Origin of the sequence: Planctomicrobium stercoris, from assembly GCF_051465655.1 — a bacterium.
Lineage (GTDB): Bacteria > Planctomycetota > Planctomycetia > Planctomycetales > Planctomycetaceae > Planctomicrobium.
The window spans coordinates 2,101,078-2,117,946 of sequence record NZ_CP195791.1; the positions used below are offsets into that span (position 1 = coordinate 2,101,078).

At 56.5% G+C, this 16,869-nt stretch carries 11 protein-coding genes and 1 other RNA gene; 4 read left to right on the plus strand and 8 right to left on the minus strand.

Annotated features, from left to right (window positions below; all coding sequences use genetic code 11):
- Positions 1-348 precede the first annotated feature (348 nt).
- The 6 genes from SH661x_RS08660 to SH661x_RS08685 all read right to left on the minus strand — a co-directional run bounded on the left by SH661x_RS08660 (position 349) and on the right by SH661x_RS08685 (position 5,129).
- On the minus strand, positions 349-888 hold the full coding sequence (locus tag SH661x_RS08660) for a hypothetical protein (RefSeq protein WP_437230004.1): 540 nt from the start codon (positions 886-888) through the stop codon (positions 349-351).
- An 18-nt stretch (positions 889-906) separates the two neighbouring features.
- Positions 907-1,104, minus strand: coding sequence for a hypothetical protein (locus tag SH661x_RS08665; RefSeq protein WP_437230006.1), 198 nt, complete (start codon positions 1,102-1,104; stop codon positions 907-909).
- A 532-nt stretch (positions 1,105-1,636) separates the two neighbouring features.
- Positions 1,637-1,734, minus strand: an RNA gene (ffs, locus tag SH661x_RS08670) — signal recognition particle sRNA small type.
- A 187-nt stretch (positions 1,735-1,921) separates the two neighbouring features.
- On the minus strand, positions 1,922-2,671 hold the full coding sequence (locus SH661x_RS08675; RefSeq protein WP_437230008.1) for a LysM peptidoglycan-binding domain-containing protein: 750 nt from the start codon (positions 2,669-2,671) through the stop codon (positions 1,922-1,924).
- 262 nt (positions 2,672-2,933) lie between these two features.
- Complete coding sequence (locus SH661x_RS08680; protein ID WP_437230010.1) at positions 2,934-3,875, minus strand: cobalamin-binding protein; 942 nt, start codon at positions 3,873-3,875, stop codon at positions 2,934-2,936.
- Between the two features lie 207 nt (positions 3,876-4,082).
- A complete protein-coding gene (locus tag SH661x_RS08685; RefSeq protein WP_437230012.1) occupies positions 4,083-5,129 on the minus strand; it encodes a Gfo/Idh/MocA family protein in 1,047 nt (348 codons plus the stop codon).
- A 257-nt stretch (positions 5,130-5,386) separates the two neighbouring features.
- On the opposite strand from SH661x_RS08685, the gene SH661x_RS08690 reads away from it, so the two are divergent.
- From SH661x_RS08690 to SH661x_RS08700, 3 genes are all read left to right on the plus strand, one after another.
- Complete coding sequence (locus SH661x_RS08690) at positions 5,387-6,814, plus strand: UTP--glucose-1-phosphate uridylyltransferase (protein ID WP_437230014.1); 1,428 nt, start codon at positions 5,387-5,389, stop codon at positions 6,812-6,814.
- Positions 6,815-7,643: 829 nt separating this feature from the next.
- Positions 7,644-8,648 carry a DUF1559 family PulG-like putative transporter gene (locus SH661x_RS08695; RefSeq protein WP_437230016.1) on the plus strand — a complete coding sequence of 335 codons (1,005 nt, stop codon included), beginning with the start codon at positions 7,644-7,646 and terminating at the stop codon, positions 8,646-8,648.
- A gap of 54 nt (positions 8,649-8,702) precedes the next feature.
- The gene (locus SH661x_RS08700) at positions 8,703-9,143 is read left to right on the plus strand and encodes a hypothetical protein (RefSeq protein ID WP_437230018.1); all 441 of its coding nucleotides are present in this window, start codon (positions 8,703-8,705) and stop codon (positions 9,141-9,143) included.
- Between the two features lie 704 nt (positions 9,144-9,847).
- Here the strand turns inward: SH661x_RS08700 and SH661x_RS08705 are convergent.
- Positions 9,848-12,292, minus strand: a complete 2,445-nt coding sequence (locus tag SH661x_RS08705) for a BatA domain-containing protein (protein WP_437230020.1) — start codon at positions 12,290-12,292, stop codon at positions 9,848-9,850.
- Between the two features lie 171 nt (positions 12,293-12,463).
- Positions 12,464-13,273 (minus strand): tetratricopeptide repeat protein, encoded by an 810-nt coding sequence (locus SH661x_RS08710; protein WP_437230022.1) that lies wholly within the window; start codon positions 13,271-13,273, stop codon positions 12,464-12,466.
- A 457-nt stretch (positions 13,274-13,730) separates the two neighbouring features.
- Here SH661x_RS08710 and SH661x_RS08715 point away from each other — a divergent pair, with 457 nt between their 5' ends.
- Positions 13,731-16,844, plus strand: coding sequence for an insulinase family protein (locus SH661x_RS08715; protein WP_437230024.1), 3,114 nt, complete (start codon positions 13,731-13,733; stop codon positions 16,842-16,844).
- Positions 16,845-16,869: the final 25 nt, after the last annotated feature.

The window sequence follows — 16,869 nt, forward strand, 5'->3', positions numbered from 1 at the left end:
TTCTCCAGGCCTCAGCGACCACTCCGGAATGGGAGCTATTTCAATTCAGGCAGTCTCAACTTCAGGACCCCTGCCGAATGAGTGTCTGTTTCTCGACACAGTCGCAGGAATCCGCTGGACGCCGGGAAGAGCGTCCGTTGAGACCGATTTTCTGTTGATTGCTACTGTCAATGGGACGAATTCGTCGTTCTGTCAAAACCACAAATCCAAGCCTGGATTTTACGAATTTGGGAGAGCGACTGTCATTAAAATCCGGCAAAACTTACGCAAACTTCGACAAGTTGTGATTTTACCCCCCTTACCATCGGCACAGCAGATATTTGTGGCCGGGGCCGGAGGCGTTCGAGATCACATTCCCAGTTCCACAATCTGTAAACGCTGGGCAAACAACTTCTGCAACCGGGATTTTGGGTACATCCGGACAACTTCGTTGTTGTACGTGATCTGTCCCTGGTCATTGACGCTCAGCAGCGTCTGGATTTCGGGGAGTGCTCGACCGGCGTAAAGTCCTGCGAACGTTTCCGGATCGACTCCCCTGCCCGACTCAAGGTCCTCCCGGGCATTTCCCCCGCCGGTGAAGACGAGGAAGGAGTTGATTCCGTCGGTGATTGCTTCGTATTTTCCGTCCGCTTCAAGCGCTTCCTTGGCCTCCTGCAGACGCCGATGGGCATCCCGGATCTTGTTTCCCGTCTGTTCCGAAAGACCGGCTGCTTCATCCTGGGCGGTGACCATGTTCAGGGCCACGCCGCTGACGCCGAAGGTGTAACCGATTCCCAGCAGCAAAGCGGCAAAAACGGTACTACGAACGCGGTGCATAGACTTCCCCTGCATGGCTGTGAAGACTCCGAAGACAATTTCACCATAACGCGCTGGCTGAACTTCGGACAACAGCCCCCTTGATAAAATTTACGCGGCGCGACGGTTCGATTTCTGTCCGTCGACTCCGATTTCCTGTCGTTTTTGAACCGAGGTCCCCGTCGCCTGCCGGTTGGCTGGATTGCCGTGATAGCTGATCGTCAGCAATAGGAACGAAGCCCCGATCGCACCGATACAGGCCAGAATCGCGGTCTGATTATCACTGAGCGAATGGAAGAATTCGAACATCGTCGTACTCCTGCAGCTGCGGAAGACCTGGAGAAAACCACTCCCAGTTCATCCAGGCGCGGAGTTTCCTGTTTCTCAATTTCGGACGAATTTTCTGAACTCTCGAATGAGAGTCGAGTTCCGGGACCGGGTTGATCCAACCTGCGTTGCGCGGATGGTTCAAGGAACTACTGCCGATCGACGCGAATAGTCCAGTCATCCGGACTGTGTCGATTGAAGCGCATGGAACCCGGGGATATTCACCACGGAGTCACGGTGGCACGGAGAAAGAGGAGAAGAAACCGCGAATCGGACAAATCATGCGAATGTGGAAAAGTGCGTCACGGCGAAGCACAGGGGAGAATGTATTTTGTGTAGGGTCCGCTGTGCGGACCGAAGCAGAGTCAGGCATGGTTCGCACAGCGGACCCTACAAAATCGACATCCAAAGCAGCGGCCGATTGAACGCAGTCGCAGTGAAATCAACGGCAGAGGAAGCAGGACCAAACGGACCGGCTCGCGTTGTGAGCGAAGAGAAATCACTCCGAGATCCAGCAGGCTACCTCCCGACACACCTGAGAACACGTTGCTTAAGGCTGCTCGGTTTCCCGCCTGACCTGGTTCACACGGCCCCACCGTGCGGGAGATAGCCTGCTGCCCCCCGGGAAAGGACAGGGTAACAATCCTTTGTGTCGAATCAAAGCGAGCAGCACGGATCAATTTTGACTGAGGACCGGTGCGGCGGAAATTCTGCGGCGGAACGGATTGTTCTCGCACTCGGAGAGTGCGAAGGACATTGTATGCCGCACTCTCCGAGTGCGGCCTTCAGCTCTCCAATTTCACTGGCGCTCCTGGGGGCGGTCTGCAACCCACGGAGCTGCCGGTGGTTGCTGAACCCCTCGCCCCCCGGGTGCGTTCCCCGGGCGGAACTGTTTCGAAGGGCCCAGCGGTAACCCGTTCCAGGGCTCCTGTTCGCCCGTTTTCGATTTCGCTGCGAGGTCGCTGGCGGGCACTTTATTCCCATTCAACGGCGGGATTTTCAGCTCCATCCCGATCTTCAGGTCGTTCGGGGAAGAGAGAACATCCTGATTCGCCTCGAACAGCTCCTGATAGCGAGCACTGCTCCCCAGGCACCGACTGGCGATTCCGGATAACGTGTCGCCCGGCTTGACCCGATAGGACTCGGATTCCGGGGAAGACTGCCGGGTCGATTTTGCGATGGAATCTGCGGGTGAAGGTGAGTCTGAATCGGCCGGACTGGCGTCGACCGCGGGGGGAATGAGGATCGGTACGATCGGAGTCGGGGGAGCCGCGGACGCCGGGAGGCCAGCGATTGTCAACTCTGGAAGAGGGCTCGCTGAGGCGGTACTGGACTCAGCGGAGGTCGTGGCGGGTGCCGGAGCGGCGTCCGCGGGAGTGGGTTGATAAGCTCGGATCGGCAGAAAATTCAGCGTCGAGTCGGCAATCGGCGCCGGGATTTCCGGTTTCTCATACGCCATCTGCATCGGCTGACGTGGAAAACAGAACGCGATGGCAAAGCCAATCACGAGCATTCCCAAAGCCAGGCCGAGTTTCGCATCGTGCCGCATGAGAGTGGAATTTTTACTGTCAGCAGTGAAAGAAAATCGTCTGTCCCTTCACCACATCTGATCTTGAGTTCAGTCAATCACTGTACCCCGCGGAGCGCTGCGCTCAGCAAAGAAACGTCACACACTATTCATCGGCAATTCCTGCCGGGAACATGCAGCAATGGCGGGAATTGCCGATCAGTTGCGGAACGCCAGTCCGCAGAACGCGGTCAGGTTGAGTTTGTGGATTGCGACGCTGAGTGCGCGTCACCCCGCGCAGTGCTCACATCGTCTCAGCAAGTGAAATCCATCCGGAGCCGCGGTGCTGAAACGTGGCTTTGTCCGGTGAGGTCATGGCTGTGAAGATCTCCGCGAGGATCTGGGCGGATTCCACAACCCGTGGTCCGGGACGATTGAAGTACTGGTTGCCATCGGTGAGATAGACGTGGCCGTTGCGTACCGCACGGAGTTGGTTCCACGCCGGGTGAGACTCAATTCTCTTCAGTTCCGCGACGGTCCGGGAAATGTCGAACCCGCAGGGCATGACTACGATCACGTCGGGATCCGCTGTGAGGACATCGTGCCAGTCCAGGTACGGGGAATGTTTCCCTGCCTCGCAGAGTAACGGGACTCCGCCGGCGATCTCGACCAGTTCCGGAACCCAGTTTCCGGCCGACATCAGCGGGTCGATCCATTCCAGACAGAACACCCGCGGTGCTGGCTTGTCTCGGGAAACAGAGGTGCGGATCGAGTCCAGTCGCAGCTGCAAAGCGATGACCAGTTCATCGCCTCGTTCAGGGGCTCCCAAGGCGGTGGCTGTTCGCCGGATGTCATTCCACAGGTCGCTGAGGTTCATTGGGGAGAGCGAGATGATCTGCGGATGTGAGTCGACCAGTTCGCAGACCGCCTCCTGCACCTCTTTGAGGCTGACCGCACAGACTTCGCATTGAGACTGCGTCACGATGTGGGTCGGCGCGAGTCTTCCCAGTTCTTCGGTGAAGATCTCATAAATGGAGAGTGCATTCGCCAGCGAAGCCCGCACCTGCCTGTCGATTTCCAGGCTGTCAGCGTGGAGATCGATTCGGGGTTTCGAGCAGACTGTCAGCGCCTGCACGGCTGGCGGAAAGTCGCATTCATGTGACCGCCCCACCAACTGGTCGGCAAATCCCAAGGCAGAAACAATTTCGGTCCCGCTGGGAATGAGCGAAACGATGCGGTGCGACATGGGTGCTCAGCGGGAAAATACGAAATACGAAACTCGAAATCCCAAACAAACTTCGAGTCCGAAAAATTCTAATAAATTTTGAAACGCAGAGAACGCAGAGTTCGCGGAGAAAAAAAGGAGGATCTCTATTGCTTCTCGGCGGCCTCTGCGATCTCCGCGTTTCAAATCCTCTCCTCGGATTTCGGATTTGATGTTTCGAATTTTCCTCTACAGCGGCAGGCTGATGCGTTTGCCGGTCTTCGAGGATTCATAGATCGCGAGGATCAGTTCCACGCTCTTACGGCCTTCAGAACCGTCGATCAGCGGCTTGCGGCGCTCGTGAATGGCGGCGATGAAATCTTCGAACTGACGCTGATGGCCGATAAACGAAATCGCTTTGGGGTCGGCTGCCCCTCCGGTGACTTCATTCCCCTTGCCGTATTTCTCCAGCAACTCCGCATCGCCCGGATCTGGAGTCTGGAAGTTCCACATGAGAATCGAGTCCTGCTCCACGCAGGCAGAACCGGTGGTGCCGTGGATTTCGGTCTTCTTCAGCAGGCCCGGATAGACGCTGGTACTGGCTTCAAGTGTGCCAAGTGCCCCGTTCTTGAAGCGGACGATCGCTGTCCCGACGTCTTCGACTTCGATACGTTCGTGCGCCAGCGTGCTGGTCAGCCCGCAAACTTCCTGAACATCTCCCATCAGCCAGGACAGCAGGTCCACATTATGAATCGCCTGATTCATATAGGCTCCGCCGCCGTCGAGGGCCCAGGTCCCCCGCCAGCCCCCGTCATCATAGTACGCCTGTGTCCGCCACCACTTCACATATGTGTCCCCGAGTGTCAGCCGGCCGAAACGCCCTGCTTCGATCGCTTTTTTCAGGGCCACATTCGCTGGACTGAATCGAGAAGGAAGGATCGCTCCCAGCAAGGTTCCTGCTTCTTCACATGCGGCAATAATCGCGTCGCATCTCTCCAGAGTGATTTCCAGAGGTTTTTCCACGAGCAGATGTTTTCCAGCCCGGGCGGCCGCCAGAGCGGGTTCCAGATGGGCTCCGCTGGGGGTACAGATGGTCACTACATCCACTTCGGGGTTGGCGAGCAGGTCCTCGAGCTTTGAATAGGCCCGGCACCCGAATTCTTCCGCAAACTTCGTGGCCCGGTCGAGATTGTGGTTGAAACAGCCGATGAGAGTGGCGTTTGGAATAGCAGCGATTGCCTGAGCGTGATAACGGGCGATCATCCCCGTTCCGATAATTGCGAAACCTGTGGCCATAAGGTGTGTTTTACCGTTGGGGTCATGGGACTGGATGTGGACGAAAATTAGCACACTCACTTTGAATCTCTCAACGCACAGGAACTTTCCGTGCTTTCGTCCGTCAGAAATTGAGAGAAGTTGAGAGTCTGGAGACGAGAGTCCAGAGCAGGAAATTCGCAATTCACTGACTCTCGACTCTCTGCCCTGCAGTCTCTTTTCCGTCCCCCTATTCCACTCCCGGCAGCTTGTGGTAGGCTCCTCAGCAGGAGGAAATCATGGCGATGCAAACATCCGTACAAGTTCCCCGCGACATTCTGCTCCCGTTACAGCAGGCTGGTCAGGAACATCTCGTCCAGTTCTGGGATGAACTGAATCCCAGCCAGCAGCAGACCCTCGCTGAGCAGATTCAGGAAATTGATTTTCCTCTGATGCAGCGACTGATTGCTCAGGCAAAGTCACCCCATTCAGCAGGCGAGTCGGTGGCGGACAAGGCGGCCCGGGCCACATCCCCGCAGCAGCTGGTTCGCATTCCGCGTTCGCAGGCTGATCGCGAACAACAGAAAAAAGCGGGCGAGATCGGGAAGGAGCTGCTCAGCTCAGGCAAAGTCGGAGCGATTCTCGTTGCCGGTGGTCAGGGGTCGCGCCTGGGGTTTGACGAACCCAAGGGGATGTTCCCGATCGGACCTGTCAGCGATCGCACGCTGTTTCAGATTCATTGCGAACAGATTCTCGCAAGGTCACTTCAGGTGGGGGCACAGATCCCCTACTTCATCATGACCAGCGAAGCGACTCATCGGCCGACCGTCAAGTTTTTCGAACAGAACCGGTACTTCGGGCTGAGCGAAGACAATGTCTTTTTCTTCCAGCAGTCGTCGCTGCCCGCTGTGGATGCGGAAACCGGTAAGATGCTGATGGAGCGGAAAGACCGCATTGGCACGAGCCCGGATGGTCATGGAGGCATGCTGCGGGCGCTGGAACGCAGCGGCATGCTGGGCGTGATGCGCGACCGGGAGATCGAGCACCTGTACTACCATCAGGTGGACAACCCGACTGCCATCGTCTGCGATCCTGTGCTGCTGGGACATCATCTGCTCAGCCATTCCGACCTGACGACCAAGGTGGTGGCCAAGGTCAGCCCCGAGGAAAAGATGGGGGTGCTGGCGTCCGTGGACGGCAAGACCGAGATCATCGAGTACAGCGACCTGCCCGTCGAACAGTCCAAGCGCAAACAGGCGGACGGCACACTCGTCTTCTGGGCGGGGAATACTGCGATACACGTCTTCAAGCGAAGATTCATTGAGAAGCTGCTGGGAGACGAACTGTCTCTGCCGTTTCACGTCGCCCATAAGAAGGTGGCCTGCCTCGATGAATCCGGGAATCCGGTTTCCCCCAGCGAGCCGAACGCTTTCAAATTCGAACAGTTCATCTTCGATGCCCTGCCCCATGCGAAGGTAGCTCTGGTTGTGGAAGGAAGCCGGAAACGCGAATTCAACCCGGTGAAGAATGCAGAGGGGAGCGACTCCCCCGCAACCAGTCGCGCTGCGTTGCTGAGCATGGCGCGGGAATGGATCGAAGCGGCCGGCGGGATTGTCGAGAAGGACGTCCCGATCGAAATCAGCCCGCTGTTCGCCCTGGACGCCCACGAGCTGCAGACCAGGCTGGACCCCGGCCAGATCTTCAAAAAGCCAACGGTTCTGGAGTAGGTGAAATTTGAGGAGTGACTTGCGCCGAGATGTGGATGTGGCTGGGGCGCGGTACCGATGCTGCTGCGAGTCTGAACGCACATGGCCCCAGATTCATGGGATCAGCTAGCTTCAATACTGCCATTCAAGTGGTCTGGTCTGGGGCTGTCACCTTTTGCTTTGTACTAAAATCCCTTCTGCGTGGCTGCTCAAACGATATTTTGACGTCTGCCAGCGTGCCCCAGCCACCCCGCCGTCTTCATGACTTGGCCTTTCGTCTCACTTCCCTGCGAGACATTCGAGGTTCAGGAATATTTCCTACACAAGCCATCGGTAGAATCCAATAACTTTCCATTGAAAGAGTGCTGCGTTTTAGAGCGGTTTGTCTGGTCGATGCAGACAGATCGATGCGTTCGTTGAGACCGGGAAATCCCTTATATCCCGCAATCTTGGCGGGTGCAGCAAATCCGCAGGCTGTCACAGCAAGTTGGAATTGGCGAGTGATTCCACGCTCAGGTGGCCTATGACAGAAGTAGGCATGCAGAAGGTGGTTTATCGCCTCCCCCACAAGTGTTCGCGGCACCCCTTCGCGCGCTCAGACTGAGATGCCCGGCTGCGTTCAAATCCTGAAACCCATTCAGCATTGAAACTCATATCAATAATATTGTATATTTTCGCCTGAAGTTGGAGTCGGGGAAGTTCACGACAACCCCTCTTTCTTCTTTGAGCTACCGCTTCTGCATTTTCAAGCAACGACTTTAGACGCATTGCCACCGTTAAAAACGGCAGCTGACTCTCTATTTCCCACCAGCGCATGCCTCTATGACCCAGTAAAACGAGGATGGCCTACATGCTCACAAAGGTCCGAAGAAGTGCTTTTACGTTAGTCGAACTCCTGGTCGTGATCGCGATCATTGCCATTCTGGTTGCCTTACTTCTGCCTGCCATCCAGCAAGCGAGAGAGTCGGCCCGGCGATCGCAGTGCAAAAACAACCTGAAGCAATTGGCGCTGGGGCTTCACAACTACCACGACACTCACCAGACATTTCCGCCGGGATGGGTTGAGCTGGGCAAATCCGCTCACCCGAGCAATAACTGCTACTACGCCTACGGCGATACGACCAGCGGGGCGCCATATTCCGGAGCGTCGGCCCTGGCTCGGGAAAGAGCGACCTGGACCATCCACATCCTCCCGTATATCGATGAAGCTGCGCGTTATGCGAAATTCAACTTTAACGCAAGATTCCAGATAATGTACCCCAACAATTACAACGTCAGCTTTGATTCGACGTCGAACCATTCGTCGAACCATTATCAACAGTTTCAGCGAAACACGAAATTCGAGTGCCCCAGTGATCCCAACTCAAATGCGAGATGGGCAAACATCAACTACTTTGGGTCACAAGGAGGAGCTGTTCCGAATGCTCCCAGATGCGATTTGTGCTGTGCCCCCTCCAGACCGATGTTCTTTAACGGCATTTTCCACGCGCAAAGCCGGATCCGAATGCGAGATGTCACTGACGGTGCTTCGAACGTCGCGATGTTGTTTGAAAGCCGATATGCTCAGCTAGGCACCGACAGCAGCTTCTATAGTGCCAGCTGGGGTGCTTCCCCGGACCGCAACATGCCTTTTCCGCTCGTGGGTGCGGACCACCCGATCAATGGCAGCGACCTCGATCCTGCCGTGTCCAACACCCACGGTTACGTGTCCAGAACGATGGGCAGCCGACATTCCGGTGGCTGCCACGTGGCACTGGTCGATGGTTCCGTGCATTTCCTCAGCCAGAACATCGATTCAGCCACGTTTAAGCGGCTCGGAGCACGTGACGATGGAGAAGTGCTTGGACGCTGGTGAACGAACTCTGTCGAACGATTTCTTCTTCGAGGGCCACGAGACGAGAGGAAACGATTGAAGACATTCGTCACCACAAGCCAGTTGATTCTGGCTCACTTGAAATTCACAGCTGTCATTTTGGCGATCTGTCACGCCGGTTGCCAAAGAGAGGGTGGAGTCCGCCGCTTTACTGTCAGCGGCACGATCACGCTCGACGGGCAACCTGTTCCCGCTGGCGAAATCCTCTTCGAACCGGACACGGAAAAGGGAGGCAGCGGACCGGCCGGAATCGCGGAGATCAAGCAGGGAAAATTCAGGACTCGCAAGCAATTCGGAATCTCTGGCGGGCCGCAGGTCGCCACTATCACGGCCAACACAGGGGAAGAACTCTCGACCGATGGCATCACTTCTCAGAGTTATATGCTGCTGAGCAAACATCGCATTCCCATCGATTTTTCCGATGGACCGCTCCAGCGGTCGATCGAGATCTCTTCGGCCGACCTGAAAAGGAAATAATCGGCAGGGTGGCTGGGGCGCGGTACCGATGATGCGGTGTGTTTGGACGTGCATGGCCCCAGATTATTTTTGTCATCTCGCTTCCAGAAGCCATTCTGGTGGAATGGGGTCAGGAATCAAAGGTGACTGGGAATTCGCATCGACAAACCAGCTGGCGCTGGACCATTTCCACTCACAGTCAAGTAGGCTGGGTTGAGCGATTTAGCGAAACCCAGCTTGGTTTGGCGTTCTTAAGGTATGTTGTTTGCAAGATCTGAATGCGTGAGTTTGGAAGTGGCGTGCTTTGGAATTCACCAGCAATTTCGGCGGTTGACGCCCGGTTCAGCTGGGTTTCGCTTCGCTCAACCCAGCCTACATCACTTTATACGGCTTACCGCCTTTCAAACTCTGCGACTTCTTTTTCGCCATTCTGGTATGGACTCGGTAATTGACCCGGCTTCTAAACTACTCTAGGTGAGTATACATCAACCTTCGCACGAAGTCTTCTGGTCTACGCTGAGCTGCAATCGATTCTGGGTCGGGTCGCATGTTTAAAAACGGCCTGTGGCGGTTGCGTTCCAACTTTTGCCGACATCTCTTCTGGGTGGGTCTGCTCGCTCGATCTTTGTCGGACTCCCGTGCACCCCAGCCACCCACGCCACAGATTTGGTTGAAAAAGCACACGACAGAATGCACTTGCTGACGCGGCGTGCTCTGATAATTCCTTATTCCAGCGTATTCTCATAAAACCGGTTTGCCACCAGGTGTTCCCCGCAGAAGAAGACGACGACCAGTACCAGCAGCAGCGGGAAGATCTCCTGGCCCAGGTCGGCTGCGTTGATGTCGTCTTTGAGTTGTTCCAGGCTGTCGGCGATTTTGTAGCGGTCTTTCCCCAGCCGGTCGTTGAGGTCGGAAGCGGTCAGCCGGGTCAGGTCGCTTTCTTCCGCAGCGACGTTAATGCTGAAAGCGCCGACAGCATCGCGTGATGTCGCATCTGTCAACTCGTAATGTCCCGGAGTGCTGATCTCTTTAAAGACGAGTCTTGCCTCATTCGCTGGGAGGAGATGCCGTGATTGCTTCAGGTCCGGCGTCTTCAATAGAAAGGTTCGTTCGGTCGACGATGGATTGACTCGGACGACGGGCGACTGGCCGGAGAGGAACTGGTGCTGGTCATCGCTGAATCGGGAGACGTGGCTGGTCAGCTGTTCGACGAACGCCATGAACAGCCACGGTTCGACAAGTGGGCTGGGAAGGTTGTTCCAGCGGTTGTTGGGGTTGTCCGGCAGCGAGGCATCGGTGGTCAGCATCACCGTGCGGCCCTTGCCGTGATTCCGTTCCAGGATCGCCGGCCAGTGTTCCGCGTCGGTGTAGGTCACCAGAACATTGGCTCCCTGGGCCGGTGTGACTTTCCAGAAGCGAGTCACGTAGATCAGGTTTTCGAACATTGAGAACGAACCGAAGTTTTCCAGCCTGCGGTAGATGGCAAATAGCGGATGGTTCCGGGCATCGACGTGAAAACTCCACTCCCCCAGCGGATGCCAGGCATCCAGCTGTCCGGGGAGAAATGTCTGGGCTGGGGCTCGGTTGTAGCTGACCGATTCGATCTTGGTACTTCCGAGAATGACGATCAGTCCCCCTCCGTCCTCGACATATTTTCCGAGTTGATACCAGCCGTCGTCGGAGAGTCGCGGGCAGTTGATCAACGTGACGGTGGGGTACTTCGAAAGGGTGAGTTCTTTCAGGCGGTCAATCCGTTCGAAGTGGGGTTTGAATTTGTTGAGCGAAGTACTCTGGCGATCATGCGGAGCCAGGGCGGTCATCCAGGCGGTCGCCATCGATTCCTCCGGCGCCAGCACGAGAACCTCAGGGGGCTCGCTCACTTCCACGGTGAAGTATCGCGTGTTGTCGAAGGCGAGCGGATCGGTGCCGATCAGGCGGGTTTCGCCTCGCAGCCAGCGCTGGTTGAATCCGCTGAGCATGGGGAATTGCGCTTCAGTGGGGAGATTGGCATCGAGCTTGACGCTGGTCTGCCCCTGCTTGAGAGTCTCACCCGACTTACTTTCGATGAGCAGCTCAATCCCCTGCTCTGCGACATCCTTACCCTGTGACTGTGCCGTGGCGGAGACAACGAGTTCCCCACCGATTGGAATGCGTTCCCCGGAAAGCGTGACAGCAGTGATCGCCTGGTCGTAACCGTCGGTTCGCCCGACATCGATCAAATACAGGTTCACGTGTTTGAGCTTTTCAAGTTCACTTTTGAGCAGCGTGCTCCCGGCAGTTCTCCACGCCGATTTTGCCATATCGGTGAAGAGATAAATGCGACGGATATATCGGTCTTTGCGGTCCTGCTCCGGTTGATCAGACTGATCGGACAGGGTCCTTCGCCGGTCGTCTTCATGTGTCTTTAAGGCTTCCCGCAGCCGGTCATCGAGCGGTAACGTCGCGGGGACCGTCGTGAGTCCGTCAATTCTTGAGACTGACGAATTGATTGTCGACTGAAACGGAATGGGGCGGTCACTGCCGATGTCTCCGATGGCAATGCGGCTCCCTGCGGGCAGCGACTGCAGGTGAGCTTTGGCAATCGCCTGGGCCTTGTTGAGCGAATCCTCACCTGCCTGCAGGTAAGACATACTGAGGCTGTTGTCGAAGAGCATGACCCCGGAAACGGGCAGGTTCAGTTCCGTGGAGGGACGGGGGTCCACGATTTCGGCGGAGATCCGTCGCTGATAGGGCCAGCCAACGAGCAGCAGGATTGCGATCAGCGTTCCGACTGTAATGCGATTACGAAGTGAACTCGACTGCTGTTGAAACTGAAACTGATTGGGGGTTCGATGCTGCAGCCTTCTCCTCCCCCAGGCATATGTGCCGAAGCCCAGGAGGGTCAGGGCTGCAAGGGTTCCCAGTTCCCACCAGTTCAGGCTGTAGTTGGCGGGGGGGACGGAGGGGCGGGCCAGGGCCAGAACGATGAGGGCCAGCGCCAGCATCCGCAGCAGCATCAGAATGAAATGCCGCATCCTCAACCGGCGAACACTTTGCCGCTGGACCTGCTGCAGTAGCCGCAAAGCGGGAAACAGCAGCTTTTTCGGCTTCTGCTTGAGCAGGAAATGCAGAATGACCGGGATGGCAACCAGTCCCAGGCCAAACAGCAGTGCCGAGTTGAGAAAGGTCATTGCGGCGAGGGTTGAGGGTTGAGGGTTGAGGCGAATCGACGATCGTCAGGCATTCACTATAAACCTTCAACCTTCAACCTTAAACCCCTTTCGTTTCGGACTCTCCAGAGGCCAGAGACGTGTTGCTCTGGACTCTCGTCTCTCGACCCTCGTCTTCTCTCCATGTCCGTTTTAATCGTCTTTCAACAGCTGCAGCTGCAGACGCCCCACATGCCACATGTAGTTGGGGCCGTAGCCGGCTCGCTGCGGCCAGGGATTTTCGACGGCCGCCCGCAGGTGCTGCTTCGCGGAATCCGGACGGTTCTCGAGGACGTCATTCAACCCGATGTAGAGTTCGGCATAGAACATTCGCTTCTGTCGTTCGATCGCAGGGATTTCGTCGGTTCCGATCTGTTTGAGAATCTGTTGCGAAGTCCGGTCTCCACTGAAGAGTCGATATAAATCTCCGAACGGTTCACGGTCGTCCTTCTCGTATTTCAGCAGTTGCTTACGGGCAGCGTCTTTGCCGTGAGCCTTGTGGTGAGAGAAGTACCGCCAGATACCGTTTTCGCGATCGATCTGATCGAATGTGTGATAGCGGTCAAACTGAGCTGCCGCCTGCTCTGCTTTGCCGTCGTAAAAAAGAGCGATCCCCAGTCGCCAGTGACTCGCATCCTGAGCTGGGTCGAGCTTGATCATCTCCTGATAATCGGCCACCGCCTCTGAGAACCGTCCCAGAAACATCAGCACATCCCCGCGTGCGGACAGTTGCTGCAACGAGGCTCCGTGCTCGGTTATCCACCGGTTCAGGACCTGCAACTCGTTTTCAAGAACGGTCTGCAACGTCTGCGGCTCGTCGGATTTTGACTCGGGGTCAACCGGGAATGCGACCTCGGTTGAGAGCCCAAAGGCGAATGCAAGGATGCTTGCGACGAACTTCAGTGGGAGAACCGTTCGGCAGATTTTCGAAACACTGAGAAGCCGGGGTTGGAAGATCGTCATTCGCATGGAAATTCCTGCTCCGGGTGCAATTGAAACGGAGTCATGAAACGGGTCGACCATAACTCTGCGCGGGCCGCAGAACAAATGCAATCTTCCGGTGATTGAATCCCCAGCGAGCACAGTGAGCTTGTTGGGTGTTTCAGGGTTCTGGTCAAAAATCTGCAGCGATTTCCTGCTCTGGACTCTCGTCTCTTGGCCCTCTTCGCTGTGAAATGCAACTGCCACGTCAACAGAGTCCCTGCAACCGTTTTCAAACCGTTGCAGCACTGTTACCATCGTCTCAGCGTGATCGCGATCCCCGGTGCAGGCAGCTGCGGGAGGTGTTCATGCTGGAGTCGGAACGAAGCCACTTCGACTCGCGAACCAGTTCGTCAGGTTGCCCCTGAATCCCATGGAGCACGGGGCACTCGTCGAATGCGCGTCGCGAGCGCCATTTAAATGGAGTAAGGAAACACGCATGGTTCGCCGAGTCGCTTTTCTTTTTACCGCAGGGATGCTGATGATGACTGCTGCAGCCGAGAGTGCCGAACCCACGCCGGTGACCAAGGTGGAAGGCATTTCCGAATACCGCCTGGACAACGGCGTGAAGATTCTGCTCTTCCCGGACCCGTCCAAGCCGCAGGTGACGGTTAACATGACCGTCTTTGTCGGTTCGCGTCATGAAGGCTACGGCGAAGCGGGGATGGCTCACCTGCTCGAGCACATGCTCTTCAAGGGAACCCCCACCAATCCCAATATTCCCAAGTCTTTGAAGGATCACGGAGCCGATTTCAACGGGACGACCTGGCTGGACCGGACGAACTACTACGAAACACTTCCCGCCAGCCCGGAGAATCTGGAGTTTGCGATTGCTCTGGAAGCGGATCGCCTGATCAACAGCTATGTGAAGCAGGAAGATCTCGATTCCGAGATGAGCGTGGTCCGCAACGAGTTCGAACGGGGTGAGAATTCCCCCTCGTCGATCCTCGGACAGCGGATCATGTCGGCGGCGTTCGAATGGCATAACTACGGGAAATCGACGATCGGCAATCGGGCCGACATCGAGAAGGTTCCCGCCACGACACTCAAGCGGTTCTACAAGAACTACTATCAGCCTGACAACATCATGGTTGTGATCGCGGGTGCGTTCGATCCCGATCAGGCCCTGTCGCTGGTGAACAAGTATTTCGGATCCATTCCCCGCCCGGAACGCGTGCTTGAAAACACCTACACGGAAGAGCCCGCTCAGGATGGGGAACGTCTTGTGACGCTGCGGCGCGTGGGAGATGTTGGGCTGGCGGGAGTGATGTATCACATTCCGTCCGGGGCTCACGAAGACTACGTCTCCATCGATGTGCTTGAGCACATCCTCACTTCGTCACCCTCAGGGCGGCTGTACAAAGCTCTGGTCGAAACGAAGCTGGCAGCCAGTATTTCCGGGGCAGCCTATTCGCTGCACGACCCGGGGGTTTTGCGGTTCATGGCCGAGTGCGCTCCGGGAGTCGATCCGAAAGACGTTCTGGCAAAGATGCTGGAAGTCCTCGAAAATGTCGGTGAAGAAGGTGTCACCGAGGAAGAAGTCGAACGTGCCAAGCTGTACTGGATGAAGGTCTGGGAAATGGCCCTGGCCGACAGCAGCCGGATGGCGATTCAGCTCAGCGAATGGGCCTCGCAAGGGGACTGGCGACTGATGTTCCTGTATCGCGATCGTCTGGAAGCGGTGACCCCCGCCAGCGTGGACGCTGTCGCCAAGAAATATCTGAAGCAGAACAACCGCACTGCCGGTCTCTTCATTCCGACCCAGCAGCCGGAACGTATCGACATTCCGCAGACTCCCAACCTCGCAGAGATGATCGGTGAGTACGAAGGGCGGGAGTCGGTCGCGATGGGAGAAGCCTTTGACGTTTCTCCGCAGAATATCGAGAAGCGGACCACCCGCGTCACCCTCCCCTCGGGAATTAAGGCAGCCTTCCTTCCGAAGAAGAATCGTGGCGAGTCTGTCGTCGTGCGTCTGAATCTGCGATATGGAACGGCGGAATCTCTGACGGGAATGAAGACCGCCAGCGAAGTGCTGCCGGCATTGATGCTGCGGGGGACGAAGAACCTGACTCGCCAGCAGATTCAGGATCGACTCGACAAGAACAAGGCTCACCTCTCCCCGGAAGGAAGCCCCGGCGAAGCAACGTTCGAACTGGAAACCCGCAAGGAGCATCTGGCCGATTCGCTGGAACTGCTGCGTGAGATCCTGCGTGAGGCAACTCTCCCTGCTGATGAACTGGAGATCATCCGGAACAAGAAACTGTCCGACTGTGAACAGAATCTGACCGACCCGACGGAACTTGCTCGCATTGCAGTGTCGAAGGCGATCGGCGGAGATTATCCCCCGGCCGACGTACGATATGTCTCGACTGTCAAAGAGCAGATTCAGGCTTGGAAAGATGTCCAGCAGGCTCAGGTCAGCACGCTGTATGAAAAGTTCCTGAACGGCAACGTGGGTGAAGTCGCGATCGTCGGTGATTTCGAAATCGAGGATGTCCGGCCGATTCTGGAGAAGACCTTCGCCGACTGGAAAGTCTCGGAGCCGTTTGCACACATCCCTCGCAGCGGAGATGTGAAAATCGCTCCGTTGCATCAGGTCATCGAAACTCCGGACAAGGAAAACGCCACCTATCTGGGCGGAACTGTCTTCCCGATGAACGATATGAATCCGGACTATCCCGGACTGTTGATCGGAAACTTCGTCCTGGGGAGCAGCGGCCTTTCTTCCCGCCTGGGGGACCGTGTTCGTCAGAAGGAAGGGCTGTCCTACGGGGTCGGTTCGTTTATCCGCCCTTCATCGCTGGATGAACGGACGACCTTCCTGACTTACGCCATCACTAATCCGCAGAATGTGGAGAAAGTGGAAGTCGCCATCCGGGAAGAGATCCAGAAACTTCTGGATGATGGCCTGACCCAGGAAGAACTGGAATCCGCCAAGAAGGGATATCTCGAAAGTCAGATCGTCGGCCGGTCCGAGGACAAGCAGGTTGCGGCGATGCTCGTGGCCACTGCCTATCTGGGCCGAACCATGGAGTTCTATGAGAAGCGGGAGCAGGAGATCAAAGATCTTGACCTCGCCAAAGTCAGTGCGGCCCTGAAGAAGTGGATTCACCCGGACCGCATCGCTGTGGTCGTCGCGGGAGACTTCGCCAAGGCAGCCAAATCCAAACCAGCCCAGAAAGAGGAAGTCTCGATGCCCGCAGCGGATGCCAACAAGAACGAATTCCAGCAGACCAAGTCCGGTCTGAAGTACAAGATCATCAAGCCGGGCGAAGGGAAACAGCCGACCGGCACCAGTACCGTCGTCTGCCATTACCGTGGCTGGCTCGATAACGGCAAGGAATTCGACAGCTCCAAAGGGGGCGATCCGATCACCTTCCCGCTCAACGGAGTGATCGCCGGCTGGACCGAAGGTCTGCAGCTCATCAAAGAAGGGGGCAAGATCGAGCTGGAGATCCCGTCGAATCTGGGCTACGGCAAACGCGGCTATCCACCGGTGATTCCCGGCGATGCCACGCTTCATTTTGAAGTCGAGCTCATCAATGTGAAGTAAGTCGGTTTGGTTTTACTGCAGTCCC